Genomic DNA, 24433 nt, shown 5'->3' on the forward strand with positions numbered 1-24433 from the left:
GTACTGCAGGGGGGACCCTGTGGGAGAGTAGGACGCCGCCGGACTCCTTTTACGGGAAAGCCCCGTGCCCTTGTGGCACGGGGCTTTCCTGCGTTGTGCGCCCAGCATGGGCGATTGCTAACCCTGAGCCGGAGGCAAGGGCATCATCGTGAGGTGGGCTCTGGAGGAAGCCCGAGGCGAGACCTGGGTACCGAGGAACACGAACCGTGTATGAGGCGTACTGGTCGGGTGAGCCCGCAACGGAGGGCGATGCCCAGGGATTCACGCGTGGCACGACAGATATCGACGATGTAGCCGGCGATCTCGGGGGAGACCTTGGTCTGGGCGACTGCCTTGCGGGCGGCTTCCAGATCGGCTGGGCCGGCCACGGGGCGGATCCCCGCTGACTTGAGGTCGCGTGGATTGAAGCTGGCGGAATGACGGGTGAGGACGTTGATCTCCGCGTCGCGGGACGGCAACGGCACGGTCAGTTTGAGGGGAAACCGGTCTAGCTGGGCCTCGGGGAGCGGGTACGTGACCTCGTATTCGACAGGATTCTGCGTGGCGGCTACGAGGAAGGGCTCGGGCAGCAGCCGAGGGGTTCCGTCCATTGTGACCTGGCGCTCTTCCATCGCTTCCAGGAGGGAGGACTGCGTTTTGGGAGGGGTTCGGTTGATCTCGTCGGCGAGAAGCAGGTTGGTGATGACAGGGCCGGGCTGGAAGGAGAACTCTGCCGTGCGGGCGTCGTAGACCAGTGAGCCGGTGACGTCGCTCGGCATCAGGCCGGGGGTGAATTGGACACGCGCGGTTCGGGTGAGGCCGCGAGAGCCCGGACCAAGAGGGGGCACCACCCGCGCCCTGTTCGACCAGGAGCAGGGTGGGGAGGCCGTGGCTCGGGAAGCAGGCGATGGTGTCGAGGCCGTCCGAGGCGTAGTGGAAACCTCCCGCTTCGACATCGCCGGCGTCGCGGGCGGCGGGCAGGGAGCACTCAGGGGCGCGGGTGGCTACCGGGGGACTCCGCGCGGACACCGGGGACCAGCGTGCCCACGGGAGGGAGTGCCCGCCGCGAGAAGGACCGTACGGTAGCCAGAGCGATTCCGGCAGCGACGAGTACGAGGAGGGCGAGCAACAGACCGCGGGTGCGGATCCAGATCTGGTGCGGGGCGAGGGACGCCGAGGTGGTGGTGGGGGCGGGGGTGACCTCGGTCATTCGGCTGCTCCCTGCGCCCCGGCTTTCAGGAGTGTGCGGGCAGTGGACGGCCCGCTTCGGCGGCGGCCTCGTCGGCGGTGCGCCCGGGGCGGGGGTCGAGCAGAGCGCGCTCCTCCAGGGAACGGACGATGGCACGCATGCGCTCCTGGACCGCCTCGGTCCAGCGGTGGGCGGTGGCGTGGGCTTCGGCGGCCGTACGGTGTTCGGCCGCGCTGCGGGGGTTGTCGTCGAAGAGGGCGTCTGCGGGACGCATGGTGCGGTGCGGGGTGCCCAGCCTCCACCAGAGTGCGGCGACGAGTCCGATGACGACCAGCACGAGCACGACAAGACCGAGTGGGCCGCCCGGTGCGGCGCCGGAGGCCGCGTTCAGGAGATCGCCGATCCAGCCCCAGAGGCGGTCGAGGCCGCGCTGGAGGAAGTTGGGATCGTTCTCGTGGTACATCGGTTTGGAAAGCTCGTGCTTCGCGGCCTCGCGGGCGGGGACACGTGGAGTGTCCACGGGTATGTCACCGCTCGCGTGGATGAGTAGCCGTGCTGCTGTTGTGCCCCCCCCGCCGCAGACACGGCATCAGCTCCTGGTGTCGTATCCGGGCAGGCCCGCTGCCCGGGCGAGCTCGAGGTCGAGTGCCTCGCGGCGGATGCGCTGATCTATGTAGAGCAGGGCCATCACACCAGCGGAGAGGGGGTAGGTGATCGTGGCAGTGATCACCTGGCCGATGCCGGAGACGATCAGGAACGGCCAGCCGAAGTCCATGGAGCCGTCCGTGAGGAAGGAGCCGATACCGCCGTCCACAGCCATCGCGATGACGCTGAACGGGATGGCGATGATCATGCTCACGATGAGAGTCAACAGCCAGGTGAGCGCCAGGACGCCGAAGGTCCGCCACCATGCGCCCCTGACCAGCTTCGCGGAGCGGCGCATGGAGGCCGTGATCGATTGCCGCTCCAGCATCAGCGCCGGCAAGGCGAGACAGAAGCAGACCATCAGCCAGATGACGACGACGAGCGCGGCCAGGAGTCCGATGGCGACGAGCGCGGCGCCTGCGGCGGAGCCGACCAGCATGCCCGGCAGCACGCCCACCGTCATGATGGCGGCGCTGATCAGGGTGAGCAGCAGAGTCAGACCCAGCAGCTGAGCAAGCCGGGGCCGGGCTTCGGCCCATGCATCGGAGAGCGTCACCGGGCGGCCCAGCACCGAGCGGCTGATCACCACGGTCAGTACGGATGTCGTGATCAGCGTGGCGATCATGGTGATGAGCAGGGTCGGCACACTGCTGACGAGTGTCGACTGAGCCGAGTCGGCTGCTTGCCGGAGTGCATCCGAGCCAGTGGCGTTCGGGTCGATCGCTGCGGGTTCCGGCAGCAAATAGCGTTGCACGAGGGTGATCGCGATCTGGGCGACCACCGACACGGTGAGCGTGATACCGAGGACCGTGCGCCAGTGGGCCCGCATCGTGGAGACCGTGCCGTCGAGGATCTCGCCGACACCGAGAGGCCGGAGCGGGATGACACCGGGCTTGGCCGCGGGGGGCGACTGCGCCCAGCCGGAGCCGTGCGGCCCGCTTCCCCAGCCAGGGCCCTGAGGCCCACCGCCCCAACCAGGTGCGGGGGGCGGTGCGCCGGGACCTGTGCCGGGAGCGCCCGGTGGGGACCACTGCCCTGCGGGCGGCTGCGTGGAAGACCAATTCCCTGCCGGGCTGCTGCCGTCGACGGGCTCGGAAGGCCGGGGGGTGCCCGCCCCCTGGCCTTCGGAGGGGGCAGATCCGGGCGAGGCCCAGCCCGGAGTGTCGTTCATTCTCGCTCCTTCACGGTCCCGTCCGCTCATCGGGACGGCAGGTTGGCAGCCATCGTGCCACGCGTTGCTCCGGTACGGGCCTGGCGCTGTAACTCCTCCACACCTTCATATGTGTGTGGTTCACCGGGCAGACGGGGCAGATGGTGATCAGGACGCGCAACGCCGGTGGACATCGAGCCTCCCGCGCTTCCCGTACTTCCTTCGCTGTGACGAGCTTCCGGAAGGGCCCGTGCTGGTGCTCTTCGACCCTTGGCTGCCTGCCGAGGAGGCCGAGCCGGTGTGCTCGGATGTGCCCCCGCGCTGGCGCAGGCGATCTGGACGCTGGCGGTGTGCGGGGCGCGGTTGCTGGGCATCACAGGTGCCCCGGGAGGATGCTGGGGCCAGTGGGCGTATGGCGCGGTATGGGCTTGCCCTTCTGGACGAACTGGATTGACTGCTGACCCACTGCAATACGGGGGCGCTCGTCTCGGGTGGTGAGGGCACTGCCTTCGCGGTGGCACTTGGGGCACACCGGGGAGGGGGATGCCGTGCTCATCGGGGCGGACCGTATTGCCGCGGACGCATCGGTGGCGAACAAGGTGGGGAGCTATCCGCTGGTGCTCGCGAAGTACCACCACGTACCGTTCATCGTGCTGGCGCCGACCACGACCGTGGATCTGGACACCGCGGACGGGGCATCGATCAGTGTGGAGCGGCGGCCGGGGGGTGAAGTGACGGAGCTCATATCCCCGCAGATCGGGGTGGCAGGCGGGGGCACCAGCGGATTGCTCGTGGCATCGGTGCGAACCCCGGCGTACAACCCCGCGTTCGACATCACACCGCCGGAGCTGGTCACGGCGATCGTCACGGAGGAGGGCGCAGTTTCCCCGGTCACGGGGGGTCGGACTGGCAGAGCTGTGTGCCAGATCATCGTAGGTAACGATTAGCTAATGGGATGATGTCAATCATGAAGGGACGCGTCCTTGTCGTCGACGACGACACCGCACTGGCCGAGATGCTCGGGATTGTGCTGCGTGGTGAAGGATTCGAGCCGGCGTTCGTAGCGGACGGCGACAAGGCACTTGCCGCATTTCGTGAGGCCAAGCCGGACTTGGTCCTGCTGGATCTGATGCTGCCCGGTAGGGATGGCATCGAGGTCTGCAGGCTGATCAGGGCCGAGTCGGGTGTGCCGATCGTCATGCTCACTGCCAAGAGCGACACGGTTGACGTGGTGGTGGGCCTGGAGTCCGGGGCCGACGACTACATCGTCAAGCCGTTCAAACCTAAGGAGTTGGTTGCCCGGATCAGGGCACGTCTGCGGAGGTCCGAGGAACCGGCGCCGGAGCAGCTGGCCATCGGAGATCTGGTCATCGATGTGGCCGGTCACTCGGTGAAGCGGGAGGGACAGTCGATCGCCCTCACCCCGTTGGAGTTCGACCTGCTGGTCGCCCTCGCCCGTAAGCCGTGGCAGGTCTTCACCCGTGAGGTACTGCTGGAGCAGGTCTGGGGATACCGCCACGCCGCCGACACCCGGCTGGTGAATGTGCATGTCCAGCGCCTGCGCTCCAAGGTCGAGAAGGACCCGGAGCGGCCCGAGATCGTGGTGACCGTCCGAGGCGTCGGTTACAAGGCTGGGCCGAGCTGATATGCCCCTGAGTAGCGCTGCTCCGCAGCCCGGGGAGCCGGGAGCCCGTGCGGAGCGGGCTGCTGCTCCAGGACACAAGGCGTCCCAGGTCGGACGCCTGCTGCCGGGTGGCCTGTTGTTCCACGACCGGGTGCCCGGCGGCCCTGTACCGCGACTGCTGATGCGTTGGGTACGGCGTCCGCTGCTACCTGCCGTGCGGCTTTGGCGACGCAATCTTCAGCTGCGGGTCGTCGCGGGCACGCTGCTCATGTCGCTCGGTGTGGTGCTTCTCCTCGGTCTGGTCGTGATCGGGCAGGTGCGCAACGGCCTGCTCGAGGCGAAGGGCAAGGCTGCCCAGACCCAGGCCCTCGGCGGTTTCGCGGCGGCCCAGGAGAAGGCGAACGCCCCGCTCACCCCCGGTGGGCAGGGCAGCGATGCGGCGGACGGCACCTCGGCCAACAACTCCTGGCGGACCGAGCTCGTTGATCAGCTCGCCAGTGGAGGCAAGAACGCCTTCAACGTGATGGTGCTCAGCGCCGATGAGGGCACCCGTGCGCCGCGAGGCTCGGGCAGTGTGGAGGCGGCGAGCATTCCGCAGAATTTGCGGGACTCCGTGAACGAGGGACCGGGAGCGTTTCAGGCATATTCCCTGATCCAGTACGCGAACGGACAGGAGCCGCAGCCCGGACTCGTCGTGGGCAAGCGGCTCTACGACATCGACCACAATCCGTACCAGCTCTACTACCTCTTCCCGCTGACGCAGGAGGAGAAGTCATTGACGCTGATCAAGGGCACGCTGGCGACTGCGGGGCTGTTCCTGGTCGTGCTGCTCGGGGCCATCGCCTGGTTCGTGGTGCGGCAAGTCGTCACGCCCGTACGGATGGCGGCGGGCATCGCCGAGCGGCTCTCCGCAGGCAGGCTCCAGGAACGGATGAAGGTCACCGGCGAGGACGACATCGCACGGCTCGGTGAGGCCTTCAACAAGATGGCGCAGAACCTGCAGCTGAAGATCCAGCAGCTGGAGGAACTGTCCCGGATGCAGCGGCGTTTCGTCTCCGACGTCTCCCACGAGCTGCGCACGCCCCTGACGACCGTACGGATGGCCGCCGATGTCATCCACGAGGCCCGCAGCGACTTCGATCCCGTGACGGCGCGCTCCGCGGAGCTCCTCGGGGATCAGCTCGACCGGTTCGAGTCGCTGCTCTCCGATCTGCTGGAAATCAGCCGGTTCGACGCGGGCGCCGCTGCGCTGGAGGCCGAGCCGATAGATCTGCGGCAGGTCGTACGACGGGTGATCGGCGGGGCCGAGCCGCTGGCCGAGCGCAAGGGCACCAGGATCCGGGTGGTCGGCGACGAGCAGCCGGTGATCGCGGAGGCCGACGCGCGGCGGGTCGAGCGCGTCCTGCGCAACCTTGTGGTCAACGCCGTCGAGCACGGCGAGGGCAGGGATGTCGTGGTGCGGATGGCGGTGGCCGGAGGTGCGGTCGCCGTGGCCGTCCGCGACTACGGCGTGGGGCTCAAGCCCGGTGAGGCGACGCGGGTGTTCAACCGTTTCTGGCGGGCCGACCCGGCCCGCGCACGGACGACCGGCGGCACCGGACTCGGACTGTCCATCGCCGTGGAGGACGCCCGGCTGCACGGCGGCTGGCTACAGGCATGGGGCGAGCCGGGCGGCGGTTCGCAGTTCCGGCTGACTCTGCCGCGCACGGCGGACGAACCGCTGCGCGGTTCGCCAATACCGCTGGAACCCGAAGACTCCCGGCGCAACCGGGAGAACCGGGAGCGAGCCGCGGCCGCTTCCACGACCGGGAGCGAGCACTGGCTGACGGCAGTGCCGACCCAGCCCGGTGGCAACGACCGGTCCGCGCTGCCCATACCCTCGCGTACCCCAGTGGTCTCCGGGACAGCGCCGGCCTCGGTGCATCCGGCGGCCCTGCCGGGGAGCGGCGCACGGGTGGTCGCGCGCGCCGCCGAGGACCGGCCGGGTGGCGATTTCGACTCTGCAGTGCAGGACCCGGAACGGGGGGACACGAATCGTGGGCGCTGACCGTCGTAAGGACGGCCGTGGAGGCGTGTTGGGGCTGTTCGCGCTGGTCGGATGCGGAGTCGTGCTGCTGTCCGCCTGCGGCTCGATGCCCGTCACCGGGGATGTCAAGGCTGTTGACGCTTCGCAGCCCGGCGACTCCCAGGTGCAGGTGTATGCCGTGGCGCCGCGTGACAACGCCACCCCCAACGAGATCGTCGACGGCTTCCTGGAGTCCATGACGAGTGATGACTCGGACTTCAGGACGACCCGCAAGTACCTGACGAGGAAGGCAGCCAGTACCTGGAAGCCGAGCGCGTTCACGACGGTGCTCACCAAGGCGCCGAACCGGAGCGAGCGCCCGTTCCGTGACAGCGACTCCGGCATGACGGAGATCACTTACACCCTGACTGGTGAGAAGGTGGCAACGGTCGACGCCCAGAGCGCCTATCAGCCGCTCGCGCCCACGGACTACAACCAGCCCCTTCATCTGGTGAAGGAGAACGGGCCGCAGGGCAAGGAGTGGCGCATCGACAGAGTGCCGGACGGCCTTCTGCTCGGGCAGTCGGACTTCAAGCGCCTCTACCGCTCCGTGGATAAGTACTACTTCGCCGCGGGGCCGACGTCGGAGCCGCCGATCCTGGTTGCCGACCCCGTCTATCTCCGCAGCCGGACGGACCCTGTCACGGGGATGGACACCGTGACACAGGCGGTCCGCAGCCTCCTGGCAGGGCCGACCAGTTGGCTGCGGCCGGTGGTCGACTCCAGCTTCCCCGCAGGTACGGCGCTGAAAAAGGGTGTCACCACGCTGACGCCCGACGACCGCAACGTACTGAAGGTCCCGCTCAACAAGAAGGCGGACGGTGTCGGACAGCGCTCCTGCCGCATGATGGCCTCACAGGTCCTCTACACCGTGCGGGACCTGACGTCCGCACGGGTTGAGCAGGTCGAACTGCAGGACTCCGACGGTTCGCAGCTGTGCGTCCTCCGGGCGGACCAGGCGGAGGAGTTCGCACCTGATGGTTCGTCGAGCGGGCCGGACAGCCAGTACTTCGTCGACGCCAATGGGCATGTGGAGCGAATTCCCGGCAGCACCAAGGGCAGTGGCACCCCGGAGGTGGTGGCCGGTCCGCTCGGCGACGGACCGGTGCGGATGGGCGCGGTAGGTGTGGCCAGGGACGAGCAGTCGGCAGCGGCGGTCTCGCGCGACAAGGCGTCCCTCTATGTGGCGTCCCTCTTCTCGGACGGTGAGCTTCCGGCAGCCGCGGTGACCAGCAAGGCCCAGAACCCGAACGATCGTCTGTCGGCGCCGAGCTGGGACGGCCGGGGCGATCTCTGGGTGGCTGACCGGGATCCCGGCAACCCCAGACTGCTGAGGCTGACCGGTGGTACCGGCAAGCCGCAAGAGGTCAGCGTGCCGAGCCTGGACGGCGGGCGGATCGAGGCGCTGCGGATGTCCGCGGACGGCGTGCGGATCGCCCTTCTGGTGAACCAGGACGGTCACAACACTTTGCAGATCGGCCGGATCGAGCGGCGCGGGCCGGAGACTGAGCAGAAGGTCTCGGTGGTCGAGTTGCGACAGGCCGCACCGCAGCTGACGGATGTGACCGCGATGTCTTGGGCGGGCCGGAGCCGTCTCGTGGTGGTCGGCAAGGAGCAGGACGGCGTGCAGCAGGTGCGCTATGTGCAGGCGGACGGCTCGACGGCATCGGGTGTTCTGCCCGGTGTGAACCAGGTGTCGTCGGTCGCGGCGGCGGACGACGAGCAATTGCCGCTGATGGCCGCCACGTCGAGCGACGGGATAGTGAAGCTGTCGCCGGGTGACAACTGGCAGACGGTGGTCAAGGAAGGCTCGTCGCTGGTCTACCCGGGCTGAGAGGCTGTCGGGTGGCCTCTGATCGGGCGGCCACGCCCTGGCACGCACGCTTCCCGCGTTGCCAGGATGTCCTCGTAGCGCCTTCCCTAAGCTCTCAAGGAGCAGGGGAGACCCTATCCGAGGACATCCCGGCGCCTTGGAATCGCACGCACCAGACCGCGTCCGCTTTCCGATCGGAGGCCGCCCGACAGCCTCTGAGACCCCGCAAAGCCGTTTCCACGTTTTCCACAGGGGTGGCCCGGTCTCTGCGGGGAGGGCACAGTGGAGTCATGCGGGGATGGTGGCGGGAGATCTCCGGACTGGTCCTGCCGGTGTCCTGTGGTGGCTGCGGCGTGCCGCGTACCGAGCTGTGCGAGGAATGCCGTGCGGAGCTGTACGGCGGGGTGCCGCGCCGGGTCAGGCCCGTGCCGGAGCCGGCGGGCCTTCCGGTGGTGCACGCGGCCGCTGCGTACGAGAACGCGGTACGTGCGGTGCTGCTGGCCCATAAGGAGCGGGGTGCTCTGGGGCTGGCCGGGGCACTCGGCAAGGCGCTGGCGGGGGCCGTACGGGCTGGGACGGGGCAGGTGGGTGCCATCGGCCCGCTTCTGCTCGTCCCCGTGCCGTCGACGCGGCGGGCCGTGGCGGCGCGGGGACATGATCCGATGCGCCGGATCGCGCTGGCCGCCGCGGGGGAGCTACGGCGCGGAGGTACGGCTACCCGGGTGGTCGCGGTGCTTCGGCAGCGGCGTCCGGTGGCCGATCAGGCGGGGCTGGGAGCCCGGCAGAGGCAGGCGAATCTTGCCGGGGCGCTGGAGGTTGTGGCCGGGGGTGAACGGCTGCTTGCAGCCGGACGGGTGGTGCTGGTCGACGACCTTTTGACGACCGGCGCCTCGCTGGCCGAGGCAGCCAGGGCGATCGCGGCAGCGGACGGACGCACGGGTGCCCTGCCCGGCAGCGGGCAGGCGGCCGTTGTCGCAGTTTCTCCGTCGGCCTCCGAAAGAAACCGGAACGGTCAGTGAACTTGCATCGTTGCAGGTAGTGAGTGGGTGAGAAGACCTGAACGGAGGTACGTGCAAGTAGCGGGTGCCGACATTCGGCCAGGCAGGCTATGTTCGGTTGTGAGGGATGGTGAATACCGGACCTTGATGAATGCACCGCCAGGTTTCGGGCAGGCAACTCACCGGTAGTCCAGAAGCAGAGAATTCGGTGGGGTGGAGACCCTGCCGATGGGGGAGGAGGAGGTGGAAGTCACCGAGTCCGCGGCTCCGGTTACCACCGGGGCCTGGTGCAAAAGGGAGATGCTCCGCCCATGAGCGGAGCGATCCGGGAACGGAGTTCTGCGTGGACATCGTCGTGAAGGGCCGCAAGACCGAGGTGCCCGAGCGGTTCCGCAAGCACGTGGCCGAGAAGCTGAAGCTGGACAAGATCCAGAAGTTCGACGGCAAGGTGATCAGCCTCGACGTCGAGGTGTCCAAGGAGCCGAACCCCCGTCAGGCCGAACGTTCCGACCGGGTGGAGATCACGCTCCGTTCGCGTGGGCCGGTCATCCGGGCGGAAGCGGCCGCAGGCGACCCGTACGCAGCGCTGGACCTGGCCACCGGCAAGCTGGAGGCGCGGCTGCGGAAGCAGCACGACAAGCGCTACAGCCGTCGTGGCAACGGCCGGATTCCCGCTGCCGAGGTCGCCGAGACCGTGCCGGGCGCGGCGTCGTTCAACGGCGAGGGAGAACTGGTCGGCAACGAGGCGGCTCAGTCCGTACCCACCACCAGGTTCGGCTCGCTGGAGGTACAGGGCGAGGGTCCGCTGGTGATGCGCGAGAAGACGCACGTCGCCGCACCGATGTCGCTCGATCAGGCGCTCTACGAGATGGAGCTGGTCGGGCACGACTTCTATCTGTTCGTCGACTCCGAAACGAAGGAACCCAGTGTCGTCTACCGACGGCACGCCTATGACTACGGTGTCATTCACCTGAGGACCGATCCGCTGGCCGCCGACGAATCGGGCGGCGCGGGCGGTGCGCTCGGCGGCTGACGCCACCCTTCTGCGGTGCCCCTGGAGCGCCTGTGCGCCCCCAGGGGCACCCGTGTGCGACCACAGGGCCACCGCCGTGACGTCCAGGCATGAAATCATGTCGTCTCAAGCCAACCGGTGCTCTGTGAAATGCCGTTGGCGGACAGTTTGTGAACTTCAGGCCATGGCCTTCAGGGGGAGGAACAATGGCGGACACCTTCGGGCCCGTGCGCGATGCGAATGATGCCTGCGGCGCTGCCGATAGCGGGGCGAACGCGGACAGCGGTTCCTGCAAGGAGCCGATCCGGGTCCTCGTGGTGGACGACCACGCGCTCTTCCGCAGAGGTCTGGAGATCGTCCTCGCCCAGGAGGAGGACATCCAGGTCGTCGGCGAGGCGGGTGACGGTGCAGAGGCGGTCGACAAGGCGGCCGATCTGCTGCCCGACATCGTGCTGATGGATGTACGGATGCCCAAGCGTGGCGGCATCGAGGCCTGCACGTCGATCAAGGAGGTGGCCCCCAGCGCGAAGATCATCATGCTGACGATCAGTGACGAGGAGGCCGACCTCTACGACGCGATCAAGGCGGGCGCCACTGGCTACCTCCTCAAGGAGATCTCCACGGACGAGGTGGCCACCGCGATTCGCGCGGTAGCCGACGGGCAGTCCCAGATCAGCCCCTCCATGGCGTCGAAACTGCTCACCGAGTTCAAGTCGATGATCCAGCGGACCGACAAGCGCAGGCTGGTGCCGGCGCCGCGGCTCACCGACCGGGAACTCGAAGTCCTGAAACTAGTTGCCACGGGCATGAATAATCGCGATATCGCGAAGGAACTGTTCATTTCCGAGAACACCGTGAAGAACCACGTCCGCAACATTCTGGAGAAGTTGCAGCTGCACTCCAGGATGGAAGCCGTGGTCTATGCCATGCGGGAGAAGATCCTGGAGATCAGATGACCGGTCCCATGACGGGACCGGGCAGGACGACGCCGGGTAAAGGGACGGGAATGCGCGCTCACGCCAGAGCGCGGGCGATTTCCTGAGCCAGCGGCCCGCGCAGCTCCGGCGCGTCGACCCGCTCCAGCCGGACGTCCGTACAACCGACCCAGGATGCGGCCTCCAGCAGCGCCTCGGCCATCGGCGCCACGGCCTTCCGCCCCTCCAGGGACACCTGGCGGGCGACCAGCGTGCTGCCCTCGCGCGCCGGATCGACGCGGCCCTGCAGCCTGCCGCCCGTCAGCAGCGGCATCGCGAAGTAACCGTGAATTCGCTTGGGCTTGGGGACGTAGGCCTCCAGGCGATGGGTGAAACCGAAGATCCGCTCGGTGCGTGCCCGCTCCCAGACCAGCGAGTCGAACGGTGACAACAGGGTCGTACGGTGCCGGCCGCGCGGCTCCGAAGCCAGCGCCGCCGGGTCCGCCCAGGCCGGCTTCGCCCAGCCCTGCACTGTCACCGGCACCAGACCGGAGTCCGCCACCACCGTGTCGAACTGCTCACCCTTGAGCCGGTGGTAGTCCGCGATGTCCGCGCGGGTGCCGACACCCAGGGACTGCCCCGCGAGCGCGACCAGCCGTCGCAGACACTCCGCATCGTCCAGATCGTCGTGCCGCACGGCATCGGGCAGGGCGCGCTCGGCGAGGTCGTACACCCGCTTCCAGCCGCGCCGCTCGGTGCACACCACCTCGCCGTACATCAGGGCGCGCTCGACGGCGACCTTCGACTCCGACCAGTCCCACCACTCCCCGCCGTTCTTCGCGCCGCCCAGCTCCGTCGCCGTCAGCGGGCCCTCGGTGCGCAGCCGCTTGATCACCGTCTTGTAGGCGCCGTCCGGCAGGTCGTGGTGCCAGTGGGGTCGCGAGCGGTAGGCGCGGCGGCGGAACGCGAAGTGTGGCCACTCCTCGACCGGCACGAGGCAGGCCGCGTGCGACCAGTACTCGAAGGTGCGGCCACCCGACCAGTACGCCTTCTCGACCGTGCGGCGGCCGACCGCGCCGAGGCGCGCGTACGGAATCAGTTCGTGCGAACGCGCGAGCACCGAGATCGTGTCGAGCTGTACGGCACCGAGATGCCGCAGCACACCTGGAACCCCGGCCCGGCGGTCCGGAGCGCCCAGGAAGCCCTGGGCGCGCAGGGCGATCCTGCGCGCCTGGTCGGCGGAGAGTTCGGCGGCGGGAGGCGGCACAGACGTCATGCCTCGCACCCTAGAGGGAGGCGCTGACATCCGGTCGTGGAGTTTCCCCGACGGCAAAGAGGCCGATGAGTCAGGTGGTGGCCGGATAGGGGCCTGGCAGGCCAAGATCGGACGGGCCGGCAGCGAACGCCCTGGATGTCCGGGGCCTGACAAGCGACGGGACCTTGTCCGCGTCACCGATCGTGAAAGGCGCGGCAGCGCTCGGTGGTGAGGGTGACCGGCTCCATGTGCGGATTCCGGTGAGACGCCGGCCGTGAAGCGAACACTTTTCGGACTTCCCGGCACCTTCGGAGCCCCCCGGCCGTTGACTCGGACGGAACGAGGGAGCCGACGCGGCGGCAGCCCTCCCGGCGCGGCGCGGTCCTCGCTTACGATGGCCGTTGCGGTGGGGCCCACCTGCCGTGCCCGCGCCAGAGTCCATACACGACCCAGTGCCAGGCCCGACCGGCAAGGAGACCAGCCTCAGTGTCCGTCTTCAACAAGCTCATGCGTGCAGGCGAAGGCAAGATCCTGCGCAAACTGCACCGCATCGCGGACCAGGTCAGCTCCATCGAAGAGGACTTCGTCAACCTCTCCGACGCCGAGCTGCGGGCGCTCACCGACGAGTACAAGGAACGGTACGCGGACGGCGAGAGCCTGGACGACCTGCTCCCCGAGGCATTCGCAACAGTCCGTGAAGCCGCCAAGCGGGTCCTCGGACAGCGCCACTACGACGTCCAGATGATGGGCGGCGCAGCTCTGCACCTCGGCTATGTGGCCGAGATGAAGACCGGCGAGGGCAAGACCCTGGTCGGTACCCTGCCGGCGTATCTCAACGCACTCTCCGGCAAGGGCGTGCACCTGATCACGGTCAATGACTATCTGGCCGAGCGCGACTCCGAAATGATGGGCCGGGTCCACAAGTTTCTCGGCCTGACCGTCGGCTGCATCATCGCCAACATGACGCCCGCCCAGCGCCGTGAGCAGTACGCCTGCGACATCACGTACGGCACGAACAACGAGTTCGGCTTCGACTACCTCCGCGACAACATGGCGTGGTCCGCGGACGAGCTCGTCCAGCGCGGCCACAACTTCGCCGTGGTTGACGAGGTCGACTCGATCCTCGTCGACGAGGCCCGTACGCCGCTGATCATCTCCGGCCCGGCCGACCAGGCCACCAAGTGGTACGGCGACTTCGCCAAGCTGGTCACTCGCCTGGCCAAGGGCGAGGCGGGCAATCCGCTCAAGGGCATCGAGGAGACCGGCGACTACGAGGTCGACGAGAAGAAGCGGACCGTCGGCATCCATGAGTCCGGCGTCTCGAAGGTCGAGGACTGGCTCGGCATCGACAACCTCTACGAGTCGGTGAACACCCCCCTCGTCGGGTACCTCAACAACGCCATCAAGGCCAAGGAACTCTTCAAGAAGGACAAGGACTACGTCGTCATCGACGGCGAAGTCATGATCGTCGACGAGCACACCGGCCGTATCCTCGCCGGCCGCCGCTACAACGAGGGCATGCACCAGGCGATCGAGGCGAAGGAGGGGGTGGACATCAAGGACGAGAACCAGACGCTCGCCACGATCACCCTGCAGAACTTCTTCCGCCTCTACAGCAAGCTCTCCGGCATGACCGGTACGGCGATGACCGAGGCCGCCGAGTTCCACCAGATCTACAAGCTCGGTGTGGTACCGATCCCGACCAACCGGCCGATGGTCCGCGCCGACCAGTCGGACCTGATCTACCGCACCGAGGTCGCGAAGTTCGCCGCGGTCGTCGACGACATCGCCGAGAAGCACGAGAAGGGCCAGCCGATCCTGGTCGGCACCACCTCGGTCGAGAAGTCCGAGTACCTCTCGCAGCAGCTCTCCAAGCGCGGTGTCCAGCACGAGGTCCTCAACGCCAAGCAGCACGACCGTGAGGCGACGATCGTCGCCCAGGCCGGCCGCAAGGGCGCGGTCACGGTCGCGACGAACATGGCCGGACGAGGCACCGACATCAAGCTCGGCGGCAACCCCGACGACCTTGCCGAGGCGGAGCTGCGCCAGCGCGGCCTCGACCCCGTCGATCACGTCGAGGAGTGGGCGGCCGCGCTGCCCGCCGCGCTGGAGAAGGCCGAGCAGGCTGTGAAGGCCGAGTTCGAAGAGGTCAGGGAGCTCGGTGGCCTCTACGTCCTGGGCACCGAGCGGCATGAGTCGCGGCGTATCGACAACCAGCTGCGCGGTCGTTCCGGTCGTCAGGGCGACCCGGGCGAGTCCCGCTTCTATCTGTCGCTCGGCGACGACCTCATGCGGCTGTTCAAGGCGCAGATGGTCGAACGCGTCATGTCGATGGCCAATGTGCCGGACGATGTGCCGATCGAGAACAAGATGGTGACGCGGGCGATCGCGTCGGCCCAGTCGCAGGTCGAGCAGCAGAACTTCGAGACGCGTAAAAACGTCCTGAAGTACGACGAGGTGCTCAACCGGCAGCGCGAGGTCATCTACGGCGAGCGACGCCGGGTCCTGGAAGGCGAGGATCTGCAGGACCAGATCCGCCACTTCATGGACGACACGATCGACGACTACATCCGACAGGAGACCGCCGAGGGCTTCGCCGAGGAGTGGGATCTGGACCGGCTGTGGGGTGCGTTCAAGCAGCTCTACCCGGTGAAGGTCACTGTGGACGAGCTGGAGGACGCGGCGGGCGACCGGGCCGGGATCACTGCCGAATTCATCGGTGAGTCCATCAGGGACGACATCCACGAGCAGTACGAGGCACGCGAGAAGCAGCTCGGCTCGGACATCATGCGTGAGCTGGAGCGGCGTGTGGTGCTGTCCGTCCTGGACCGCAAGTGGCGTGAGCACCTCTACGAGATGGACTACCTCCAGGAGGGCATCGGTCTGCGTGCCATGGCGCAGAAGGACCCGCTGGTCGAGTACCAGCGCGAGGGCTTCGACATGTTCAACGCCATGATGGAGGGCATCAAGGAGGAGTCCGTCGGCTACCTGTTCAACCTGGAGGTCCAGGTCGAGCAGCAGGTCGAGGAGGTTCCGGTGCAGGACGAGGCCGAGCGGACCTCGCTCGTCAAGGAGGACCTCGTGCCCGCGGCGCGTCCGGAGATCCGGGCCAAGGGGCTCGATGCTCCGCAGCGTCCGGACCGGCTGCACTTCTCGGCTCCCACAGTGGACGGGGAGGGCGGGGTCGTCGAGGGCGACTTCTCCAACGGTGACGGTAGGGCTGCTGCGTCCGAGTCGGACGGGCTGACTCGGGCGGAGCGGCGCAAGGCGCAGAAGAATGGTGGGCGGCGCCGCAAGAAGTAGCGGCGGCGCTGGTGGCGTGTTGGCCGGGGCCGGGCACCTTTTGTGGGTGCCCGGCCCCGGCTTGTTTTGGGTCCCTGGTGCGTTTTGGGTCCCTGGTGCGGGGCGTTCTGGGATGGGTTGGTGTCCCTGGTGTCCCTGGTGTGCCACTGCGCGGGGCTTTCCTCGTGCCTTCCCGGAACCGGGGCTCTGCCCCGGGCCCCGCTCCTCCAGCGCCGGTGGGGCTGGGAGTGCGGGGCATGGGTGGGGTGAGGCCTGGAGGTGGTACGCAAGGCCTTCCCCAGGCTCCGCTGCTCGCGCGTCCACGGGCCCTGGGGGTCCTTGGCCGGGCGTTCACCGGCTGGGCGTTGCCTGCAGGTGTTCGTCGCCCAGCTCTACTGCTGCGCAGCGCCAGCGGAGGTCTGTGCCCTGTTCCAGGCGGAAGGCCATGGCCCTCACTTGTTCGCCCGCTGCGATGCTCGCGCAGGCCTCCACCACGCCAGGCGCCGGCTGGGCGCCGTGGCACATGCGGATGACCGGGCGGGCGCCGCGAGCCCTGAGGGGGGTGCGGGGAGCCAGTTCGGCCAGTTGGTCGTACGCCTCGCCGATGGTGTGTCCGAGCATCCAGTGCACCGGGCGCTGGCCGCTGAGGACCGCCAGAAGGCGCTCGGCGAACCAGTGGTGGGGGCGGACGCGTCGGGGAGTCCTTGCGCGTTGCGGTGGTACGGACACGGGCCTGTGCTGGTCGCGTCGTCCGGTGGGCCGGGTCCTGTTCGTGCTCATCGCTCATTGCCCCCGTGCTTCAGAGGCCCGGCCGAATACCGGGCGGTAACTTCTGCTGTGGACCTTCTACGGCGACGGTGGACGTAGTCGCAAGCGCCGATGGGGGACGAACGCGATCGTGAGGAATCACCTATCCGGGTGATGCGCCCGGTGCCGTGCGGGGTGCGAGGAAGGCATGAGGAGGTGAGAGGCGGTTGCGGGGTGGACGGGGCAGCAGTGGTGCACGTAACCCCAAAGGGGGACGTCGCACGTATCCTGAGGACGTTTCCGACTACGAAAGCGGCCAGCCATGCGCGTGTACGTCCCCCTGACGCTCCCCGGTCTCGCAGCGGCGCACAAGGCGGGCGAGATCGGTCCCGGTCCGCTGACCGCCTATGCGGTGACCCCCGGACTGCGCGAGTGGTACGTCTCCGACGACATCGAAGAGCTGGAGTACGCGGCGCTCAACCGGGCCGCTTCCGCCTCGCTGCGTCTGATCGCCGGGAACCCCGAAGCGGTCCGCCGGCGGGTCGTCGTCGCCGTCGACGTACCGGACGGCGTGGCCGTGGCCGACCCGGACCGCAGCCTCGACTCGTCGTCGCTCGGGGAGGTGCGGATCGCGTCCTCCGTGGCGCTGACCGAGGCTGCCGCTGTGCATGTCGACGCGGACGACGCGGAGAAGGACGTCACGGCCGCCGCGGCTGCGCTGGGCGCGGCAGACCTCGGTGACGACGACGCTCAGTTCACGGTGGACGGCGCCGAGGACCACGAGCTGCTCTGGTTCGGCATTCAGGAGATTCCGAATCTGATCGGATGAGAGGGGCGGCGAGGATACTGCCCCCGCTGCCGGACATGTGTCGGACCCGGCGGGTACTTTCTTACGCATGGGGACGCATCGGAGGCACCGCACTCATCTGGTCTGGGACTGGAACGGCACGCTGCTCGACGACAACGCCGCAGTCGTCGGCGCGACCAACGCCGCGTTCGGCGAGGTCGGCCTGGAGCCGATCACGCTGGAGCAGTACCGCGAGATGTACTGCATCCCGATCCCCCGCTTCTACGAACGGCTGATGGGCCGGCTGCCCACGGAAGCCGAGTGGGAGCGGATGGACGGGATATTTCACCGGTACTACACCGAGCAGCGGGCCGCTTGCGGGCTCACCGAAGGTGCCGAGGAGCTTCTCGTTCAGTGGCGGCTGGCCGGGCGCAGCCAGTCCCTCCTGAGCATGTACGGACACGACCAGCTGGTCCCCGTGGTCCGGGGGTACGGCATCGAACGGCACTTCGTACGCGTCGACGGGCGCACCGGGCCGTCCGGCGGCAGCAAGGCGCGGCACATGAAGCGGCACATCGCTGCACTGGACGGGGTATCCCCGGAGCACACGGTGGTCATCGGCGATGCGGCGGACGACGCCGTGGCCGCCGCCCACGTCGGTGCGAAGGCCGTGCTCTACACCGGCGGATCGCACAGCAGAGCCAGTCTGGAGGCGGCCGGGGTGCCGGTGGTCGACAGCCTGGCCGAGGCCGCCGACCTCGCCGAGCAGATGGCTGGATAGGGAGGGAGAAGCTGTGGGGTGGCCCGCGCCGATCAGCGGTCACCCGACAAGCCTCTGAGGGGGCTTGGGCGCCGTCAGGTGGTCACCGGGGCCTTTGTGCGGAGCACCTTCAGGAATTCGCGCATCCACGCCGAGTGGTCCGGCCACGCACGGGACGAGATCAGGGTGCCGTCGACCACCACCTCATGGTCCTCGAAGACAGCGCCCGCCGCCTGCATGTCGATCTCCAGCGCGGGGTACGCGGTGACGTGCCGGCCGGCCAGCGCGCCGACCGCCGCCGTCATCAGCGGGCCGTGGCAGATCTGGGCCACCGGCCGGTCCGAGTCGAAGAAGGCCTTGAGGATCTTGCGCAGCTCGGCGTCGTTGCGAAGATACTCGGGGGCCCGGCCGCCCGGGACGACCAGGGCCACGTAGTCTCCGGGGTCGACCTCGGAGAAGGCCAGGTCGGCGGGCCAGGTGTAGCCGGGCTTCTCGGTGTACGTGTCGAAGCCGGGCGCGAAGTCGTGGACCACGAAGCGGAGCGTCTTGCGGGCGGGGGCGGCGATATGGACGTCGTAGCCCTCCTCACGCAGCCGCTGGTAGGGATAAAGGACTTCCAGGGACTCGGCGGCGTCGCCGGTGACGATCAGGATCTTCGGTGCCATGGCGGGGCTCCCACGGTTCGTCGGCCTGTTTCGTCTACCAGAGTGCGGCAATGCGGGCCGACGCGCTGTCCAGAGTGTCAAACTTCGGGGCCGTCTTTTGTACACATGCGGCCCGTGACGGTTACGGGGGCGGGCGAGATAGCCTGGACCCCGTGATCAGCGCGATACGCCTCGGGGGCAGCGAAGCCCCCGGCCTGCGCCCGGAGTGCCACAGCACCCGGGCCATCACTGATCCTCACAGCCCGGGCCGACTGCCAAAAAAGGCCGATATGGTCCCGGCCATCTCTCATAGCGGCATAGCGTCGACTCAGACCGGAAACCCCGTGTCGTGGCGGTACGTCGTCTTTTCCACCTACGTCACGCAACGGCGCGCGACAGGAGCCAGAGGACATGCAGACCAAGCTGGACGAAGCCAAGGCCGAGCTGCTCGTACGGGCCGCCAAGGTAGCTGACAACAGCCCGGGCGGTGGTGTCGGCGGCCCGGGCGGTACCCCCCGGGTACGTGTTGCGGCCACCGGGGCCGACCAGGAGCGTCCCGGACAGGACGTAATTCTCGCCTACCTCCAGCGCTACTACCTGCACACCGCTCCGGAGGACATCGCGGGCCGTGACCCTGTGGATGTCTTCGGCGCTGCTTCCTCCCACTACCGGCTCGCGGAGACACGCCCGCAAGGCACGGCGAACGTCCGGGTGCACACTCCGACCGTCGAGGAGAACGGCTGGACGTGCAGCCACTCCGTGGTCGAGGTCGTCACCGACGACATGCCGTTCCTGGTCGACTCCGTCACCAACGAGCTGTCCCGGCAGGGGCGCGGCATCCATGTCGTGATCCACCCGCAGGTCGTCGTGCGCCGCGACGTCACCGGCAAGCTCATCGAGGTCCTTGCCGAGGGCAACGGCATCTCGACGAGCCCGCAGGGCCGCAAGAACGCCAAGGGTGCCAAGAACGCCAAGAACGCCAAGGGCGCCAAGGCTGCCAAGGGCGCCGGGACCGAGCTGCCGCACGACGCGCTCGTCGAATCCTGGATCCACGTCGAGATCGACCGCGAGACCGACCGCTCCGACCTCCAGCAGATCGCCACCGATCTGCTGCGGGTGCTGTCCGACGTACGGGAGACCGTCGAGGACTGGGAGAAGATGCGCGACGCCGCACTGCGCATCGCCGACGACCTGCCCGGCGAGCCGCTCGACGACCTCGCCGACGAAGAGGTGAACGAGGCCAGGGAGCTGCTGCGCTGGCTCGCCGCCGACCACTTCACTTTCCTCGGCTACCGCGAGTACGAGCTGAAGGAAACCGACGCGCTGGCCGCCGTCCCCGGCACCGGCCTCGGCATCCTGCGCTCCGACCCGCACCACAGCGTCGACGAGGCGCACCCCGTCAGCCCGTCCTTCGACCGGCTGCCCGCCGACGCCCGGGCCAAGGCCCGCGAGCGCAAGCTCCTCATCCTCACCAAGGCCAACAGCCGGGCTACCGTCCACCGCCCCAGCTACCTCGACTACGTCGGTGTGAAGAAGTTCGACGCCGACGGCAACGTCATCGGTGAGCGCCGATTCCTCGGGCTGTTCTCGTCCGCCGCCTACACCGAGTCCGTGCGCCGGGTGCCCGTCATCCGCCGCAAGGTCTCCGAGGTACTGGAAGGCGCGGGCTTCTCGCCCGACAGCCACGACGGCCGCGACCTGCTGCAGATCCTGGAGACGTACCCGCGCGACGAGCTCTTCCAGGCGCCCGTCGACCAGCTGCGCTCCGTCGTCACCTCCGTGCTGTACCTCCAGGAGCGCCGTCGGCTGCGGCTCTACCTGCGCCAGGACGAGTACGGGCGCTACTACTCCGCGATCGTCTACCTGCCACGCGACCGCTACACCACCGGTGTACGCCTCCGCCTGATCGACATCCTCAAGGAGGAACTGGGCGGCACCAGCGTCGACTTCACCGCCTGGAACACCGAGTCGGTCCTCTCCCGGCTGCACTTCGTCGTCCGGGTCGCACCCGGCACCGAGCTGCCCGACCTCACAGACGCCGAGGCCGACCGCATCGAGGCCCGGCTCGTCGAGGCAGCCCGCTCCTGGGCCGACGGCTTCCAGGAGGCGCTGGGCGCCGAGTGCGGTGAGGAGCGCGCCGCCGAGCTGCTGCGCCAATACAGCCACTCGTTCCCCGAGGGCTACAAGGCCGACCACACGCCACGCGCCGCCGTGGCCGACCTGGTCCACCTGGAGGCCCTCAAGAAGGACGAGAAGGACTTCGCCCTCAGCCTGTACGAGCCGGTCAGCGCCGGCCCCGGCGAGCGCCGCTTCAAGATCTACCGGACCGGCGAGCAGGTCTCGCTGTCCGCCGTGCTCCCGGCGCTCCAGCGACTCGGTGTCGAGGTCGTCGACGAGCGTCCGTACGAGCTGCGCTGCGCGGACCGTACCCACGCCTGGATCTACGACTTCGGTCTGCGGATGCCGCAGACCAACGGCACCGGCAACTACCTCGCCGATGACGCCCGCGACCGGTTCCAGGACGCCTTCGCCGCCGTGTGGACCGGTGAGGCGGAGAACGACGGCTTCAACTCGCTCGTGCTGGGCGCCGGTCTGAACTGGCGGCAGGCGATGGTGCTGCGTGCCTACGCGAAGTACCTGCGCCAGGCAGGATCGACCTTCAGCCAGGACTACATGGAGAGCACTCTCCGTAACAACGTCCACACCACTCGGCTGCTGGTCTCGCTCTTCGAGGCGCGGATGTCGCCCGAGCGCCAGCGGGCCGGTACGGAGCTGACCGACGGGCTCCTCGAGGAGCTGGACGGGGCCCTGGACCAGGTCGCCTCGCTCGACGAGGACCGGATCCTGCGGTCCTTCCTCACTGTCATCAAGGCCACCCTGCGCACGAACTTCTTCCAGATGGAGGATGGCGGGAAGCCGCACGGTTACGTCTCGATGAAGTTCGACCCGCAGTCCATCCCGGACCTGCCGGCGCCCCGTCCGGCGTTCGAGATCTGGGTCTACTCGCCGCGTGTCGAGGGCGTGCACCTGCGCTTCGGCAAGGTCGCCCGAGGCGGTCTGCGCTGGTCGGACCGGCGCGAGGACTTCCGTACGGAGATCCTCGGTCTGGTCAAGGCGCAGATGGTGAAGAACACCGTCATCGTGCCGGTCGGCGCCAAGGGTGGCTTCGTCGCCAAACAGCTCCCGGACCCGGCCGTCGACCGTGACGCCTGGATGGCGGAAGGCATCGCCTCCTACCGCACCTTCATCTCGGCGCTGCTCGACATCACCGACAACATGGTGGCCGGCAAGGTCGTGCCGCCCAGGGACGTCGTCCGTCACGACGAGGACGACAACTACCTGGTCGTTGCCGCCGACAAGGGCACCGCGAAGTTCTCCGACATCGCCAACGAGGTCGCCGACTCGTACGGCTTCTGGCTCGGCGACGCGTTCGCCTCCGGTGGTTCCGCCGGCTACGACCACAAGGGCATGGGCATCACCGCCCGCGGTGCCTGGGAGTCCGTCAAGCAGCACTTCCGCGAGCTCGGCCATGACACCCAGGCCGAGGACTTCACCGTCGTCGGCGTCGGTGACATGTCAGGTGACGTGTTCGGCAACGGCATGCTGCTCTCCGAGCACATCCGGCTCGTCGCCGCCTTCGACCACCGGCACATCTTCATCGACCCGAACCCGGACGCCGCCACCTCGTACGCCGAGCGGCGCCGCCTCTTCGACCTGCCGCGCAGCTCCTGGGCCGACTACAACAAGGAGCTGATCTCCGCGGGCGGCGGCGTCCACCCGCGCAGCGCCAAGTCCATCCCGGTCAACGCGCACATCCGTGAAGCGCTCGGCATCGAGTCGGGCGTCACGAAGATGACGCCCGCCGAGCTGATGCAGACCATCCTCAAGGCCCGCGTCGACCTGCTGTGGAACGGCGGCATCGGTACGTACATCAAGTCGTCCGCCGAGTCGAACCCGGACGTCGGCGACAAGGCCAACGACGCGATCCGCGTCAACGGCCAGGACCTGCGGGCCAAGGTCGTCGGCGAGGGCGGCAACCTCGGTGCCACCCAGCTCGGCCGGATCGAGTTCGCCCGTAACGGCGGCCGGATCAACACCGACGCGATCGACAACAGCGCCGGTGTGGACACCTCCGACCACGAGGTGAACATCAAGATCCTGCTCAACGGTCTGGTCCGGGACGGCGACATGACCGTCAAGCAGCGCAACAAGCTGCTCGCCGATATGACCGACGAGATCGGCCGTCTGGTGCTGCGCAACAACTACGCGCAGAACGTGGCGCTCGCCAACGCCACGACCCAGTCGTCCTCCCTGCTCCACGCCCACCAGCGCTTCATGCGCCGGCTGGTCCGTGACGGGGACCTCGACCGCGGGCTGGAGTTCCTGCCCACCGACCGGCAGATCCGTGAACTGCTGAACGCCGGCAAGGGGCTCAGCCAGCCCGAACTGGCTGTGCTGCTCGCCTACACGAAGATCACGGTGGCCCGGGAGCTGATCAAGACCAGCCTGCCGGACGACCCGCAGCTGCAGAAGCTGCTGCACGCCTACTTCCCGCAGCAGCTGCACGAGCAGTTCCCCGAGGCGGTCGACGGCCACGCGCTGCGTCGCGAGATCATCACCACGGTTCTGGTCAACGACACCGTGAACAGCGGTGGTTCGACCTTCCTGCACCGGCTGCGGGAAGAGACCGGAGCCTCGATCGAGGAGATCGTGCGGGCGCAGTTCGCGGCCCGCGAGATCTTCGGCCTCGGCCAGGTGTGGGACGCCGTCGAGGCGCTCGACAACAAGGTCGCCGCCGATGTGCAGACCCGGATCCGGCTGCACTCGCGCCGGCTCGTCGAGCGCGGTTCGCGCTGGTTGCTCGGCAACCGGCCGCAGCCGCTGGAGATCGCCGGGACGGTCGACTTCTTCAAGGCGGGTGTCGAGCAGGTCTGGGCCGAGCTGCCCAAGATGCTGGTGGGCGCCGACCTGGACTGGTACCAGTCGATCTTGGACGAGCTCACCGAAGCGGGTGTCCCGGGCGAGCTGGCGCAGCGGGTCGCCGGATTCTCCTCCGCCTTCCCGGTGCTGGACATCGTGGCGATCGCGGACCGCACCGGCAAGGATCCGCTCTCCGTCGCCGAGGTGTACTACGACCTCGCGGACCGGCTGGGCATCACCCAGCTGATGGACCGGATCATCGAACTGCCGCGGGCCGACCGCTGGCAGTCCATGGCCCGCGCCTCCATTCGCGAGGACCTGTACGCCGCGCATGCCGCGCTCACCGCGGATGTGCTGTCGGTGGGCAACGGGACCGCTACGCCGGGGGAGCGGTTCAAGGCGTGGGAGGAGAAGAACGCGGCGATCCTGGCCCGGTCGCGTTCCACGCTTGAGGAGATTCAGGGGTCGGACGCGTTCGATCTGGCGAATCTGTCGGTGGCCATGCGGACGATGCGGACGTTGTTGCGTACGCACGCGTAGGGGTTGGTGGGGGCGGGGCGGTTGCCGGGGGTGCCCGGTAACCGCCCCGCCCCCGATCGCCGGACGGGTTTGATCTTTGGGCTCGGGTTCTGGCCCCGGACGCTCCCCG

The 24433-nt window shown here is 68.3% G+C and carries 15 protein-coding genes and 3 pseudogenes; 11 read left to right on the forward strand and 7 right to left on the reverse strand.

Annotation, left to right across the window (positions count from 1 at the left end; genetic code table 11):
* Nucleotides 1–242 precede the first annotated feature (242 nt).
* The 4 genes and pseudogenes from ABT115_RS18530 to ABT115_RS18545 form a co-directional block, all read right to left on the reverse strand.
* A pseudogene (locus ABT115_RS18530) lies at nucleotides 243–788 on the reverse strand (AAA family ATPase); the annotation flags it as partial.
* A gap of 179 nt (nucleotides 789–967) precedes the next feature.
* Nucleotides 968–1189: a hypothetical protein gene (locus ABT115_RS18535; RefSeq protein WP_351790649.1), complete on the reverse strand. Its 222-nt coding sequence runs from the start codon at nucleotides 1187–1189 to the stop codon at nucleotides 968–970.
* A 28-nt stretch (nucleotides 1190–1217) separates the two neighbouring features.
* A pseudogene (locus ABT115_RS18540) lies at nucleotides 1218–1688 on the reverse strand (DUF4129 domain-containing protein); the annotation flags it as partial.
* 69 nt (nucleotides 1689–1757) lie between these two features.
* Nucleotides 1758–2984, reverse strand: a complete 1227-nt coding sequence (locus tag ABT115_RS18545; protein WP_351790652.1) for a DUF7847 domain-containing protein — start codon at nucleotides 2982–2984, stop codon at nucleotides 1758–1760.
* 229 nt (nucleotides 2985–3213) lie between these two features.
* On the opposite strand from ABT115_RS18545, the pseudogene ABT115_RS18550 reads away from it, so the two are divergent.
* From ABT115_RS18550 to ABT115_RS18580, 7 genes and pseudogenes are all read left to right on the forward strand, one after another.
* Nucleotides 3214–3899, forward strand: a pseudogene (locus ABT115_RS18550) (hypothetical protein).
* Between the two features lie 19 nt (nucleotides 3900–3918).
* The gene (gene mtrA, locus ABT115_RS18555; RefSeq protein WP_351790655.1) at nucleotides 3919–4608 is read left to right on the forward strand and encodes a two-component system response regulator MtrA; all 690 of its coding nucleotides are present in this window, start codon (nucleotides 3919–3921) and stop codon (nucleotides 4606–4608) included.
* A gap of 1 nt (nucleotide 4609) precedes the next feature.
* Nucleotides 4610–6634, forward strand: a complete 2025-nt coding sequence (mtrB, locus tag ABT115_RS18560) for an MtrAB system histidine kinase MtrB (RefSeq protein WP_351790658.1) — start codon at nucleotides 4610–4612, stop codon at nucleotides 6632–6634.
* Nucleotides 6624–8486 (forward strand): LpqB family beta-propeller domain-containing protein, encoded by a 1863-nt coding sequence (locus tag ABT115_RS18565; RefSeq protein ID WP_351790661.1) that lies wholly within the window; start codon nucleotides 6624–6626, stop codon nucleotides 8484–8486. The genes mtrB and ABT115_RS18565 overlap by 11 nt, the downstream gene beginning before the upstream one ends.
* A gap of 269 nt (nucleotides 8487–8755) precedes the next feature.
* Nucleotides 8756–9484 (forward strand): ComF family protein, encoded by a 729-nt coding sequence (locus ABT115_RS18570; protein ID WP_351790664.1) that lies wholly within the window; start codon nucleotides 8756–8758, stop codon nucleotides 9482–9484.
* 322 nt (nucleotides 9485–9806) lie between these two features.
* Nucleotides 9807–10496 carry a ribosome hibernation-promoting factor, HPF/YfiA family gene (hpf, locus tag ABT115_RS18575; RefSeq protein WP_351790667.1) on the forward strand — a complete coding sequence of 230 codons (690 nt, stop codon included), beginning with the start codon at nucleotides 9807–9809 and terminating at the stop codon, nucleotides 10494–10496.
* Nucleotides 10497–10681: 185 nt separating this feature from the next.
* Nucleotides 10682–11431: a response regulator gene (locus ABT115_RS18580; protein WP_351790670.1), complete on the forward strand. Its 750-nt coding sequence runs from the start codon at nucleotides 10682–10684 to the stop codon at nucleotides 11429–11431.
* 58 nt (nucleotides 11432–11489) lie between these two features.
* Here the strand turns inward: ABT115_RS18580 and ABT115_RS18585 are convergent, their stop codons facing one another.
* The gene (locus ABT115_RS18585; protein WP_351790673.1) at nucleotides 11490–12665 is read right to left on the reverse strand and encodes a winged helix-turn-helix domain-containing protein; all 1176 of its coding nucleotides are present in this window, start codon (nucleotides 12663–12665) and stop codon (nucleotides 11490–11492) included.
* Nucleotides 12666–13130: 465 nt separating this feature from the next.
* Between ABT115_RS18585 and secA the strand changes: the two genes are divergently transcribed.
* Nucleotides 13131–15947: a preprotein translocase subunit SecA gene (gene secA / locus ABT115_RS18590; RefSeq protein WP_351790676.1), complete on the forward strand. Its 2817-nt coding sequence runs from the start codon at nucleotides 13131–13133 to the stop codon at nucleotides 15945–15947.
* A 330-nt stretch (nucleotides 15948–16277) separates the two neighbouring features.
* Here secA and ABT115_RS18595 read toward each other — a convergent pair whose 3' ends face one another.
* Nucleotides 16278–16706, reverse strand: coding sequence for an Rv3235 family protein (locus tag ABT115_RS18595; protein WP_351790679.1), 429 nt, complete (start codon nucleotides 16704–16706; stop codon nucleotides 16278–16280).
* 289 nt (nucleotides 16707–16995) lie between these two features.
* Between ABT115_RS18595 and ABT115_RS18600 the strand changes: the two genes are divergently transcribed.
* Together ABT115_RS18600 and ABT115_RS18605 are read left to right on the forward strand one after the other, a co-directional pair.
* Entirely contained in the window at nucleotides 16996–17502 is a 507-nt protein-coding gene (locus ABT115_RS18600; RefSeq protein WP_351790682.1) for a DUF6912 family protein, read from the forward strand.
* A 67-nt stretch (nucleotides 17503–17569) separates the two neighbouring features.
* Entirely contained in the window at nucleotides 17570–18241 is a 672-nt protein-coding gene (locus ABT115_RS18605) for an HAD family hydrolase (protein ID WP_351790685.1), read from the forward strand.
* A 74-nt stretch (nucleotides 18242–18315) separates the two neighbouring features.
* On the opposite strand, the gene ABT115_RS18610 is transcribed toward ABT115_RS18605, so the two are convergent.
* Complete coding sequence (locus ABT115_RS18610) at nucleotides 18316–18885, reverse strand: DJ-1/PfpI family protein (RefSeq protein WP_351790688.1); 570 nt, start codon at nucleotides 18883–18885, stop codon at nucleotides 18316–18318.
* Nucleotides 18886–19275: 390 nt separating this feature from the next.
* Between ABT115_RS18610 and ABT115_RS18615 the strand changes: the two genes are divergently transcribed.
* Nucleotides 19276–24324, forward strand: a complete 5049-nt coding sequence (locus ABT115_RS18615) for an NAD-glutamate dehydrogenase (RefSeq protein ID WP_351790691.1) — start codon at nucleotides 19276–19278, stop codon at nucleotides 24322–24324.
* Nucleotides 24325–24433: the final 109 nt, after the last annotated feature.

Source organism: Streptomyces sp. NPDC001832 (genome assembly GCF_040297265.1).
Classification (GTDB): Bacteria; Actinomycetota; Actinomycetes; order Streptomycetales; family Streptomycetaceae; genus Streptomyces.

Coding starts and splice junctions, on each gene's coding strand:
- ABT115_RS18535 (WP_351790649.1), bottom strand. CDS start 1,189: ATGACCGAGGTCACCCCCGCCCCCACCACCACCTCGGCGTCCCTCGCC.
- ABT115_RS18545 (WP_351790652.1), bottom strand. CDS start 2,984: ATGAACGACACTCCGGGCTGGGCCTCGCCCGGATCTGCCCCCTCCGAA.
- mtrA (WP_351790655.1), top strand. CDS start 3,919: ATGATGTCAATCATGAAGGGACGCGTCCTTGTCGTCGACGACGACACC.
- mtrB (WP_351790658.1), top strand. CDS start 4,610: ATGCCCCTGAGTAGCGCTGCTCCGCAGCCCGGGGAGCCGGGAGCCCGT.
- ABT115_RS18570 (WP_351790664.1), top strand. CDS start 8,756: ATGCGGGGATGGTGGCGGGAGATCTCCGGACTGGTCCTGCCGGTGTCC.
- ABT115_RS18580 (WP_351790670.1), top strand. CDS start 10,682: ATGGCGGACACCTTCGGGCCCGTGCGCGATGCGAATGATGCCTGCGGC.
- ABT115_RS18585 (WP_351790673.1), bottom strand. CDS start 12,665: ATGACGTCTGTGCCGCCTCCCGCCGCCGAACTCTCCGCCGACCAGGCG.
- ABT115_RS18595 (WP_351790679.1), bottom strand. CDS start 16,706: ATGAGCACGAACAGGACCCGGCCCACCGGACGACGCGACCAGCACAGG.
- ABT115_RS18600 (WP_351790682.1), top strand. CDS start 16,996: ATGCGCGTGTACGTCCCCCTGACGCTCCCCGGTCTCGCAGCGGCGCAC.
- ABT115_RS18605 (WP_351790685.1), top strand. CDS start 17,570: ATGGGGACGCATCGGAGGCACCGCACTCATCTGGTCTGGGACTGGAAC.
- ABT115_RS18610 (WP_351790688.1), bottom strand. CDS start 18,885: ATGGCACCGAAGATCCTGATCGTCACCGGCGACGCCGCCGAGTCCCTG.
- ABT115_RS18615 (WP_351790691.1), top strand. CDS start 19,276: ATGCAGACCAAGCTGGACGAAGCCAAGGCCGAGCTGCTCGTACGGGCC.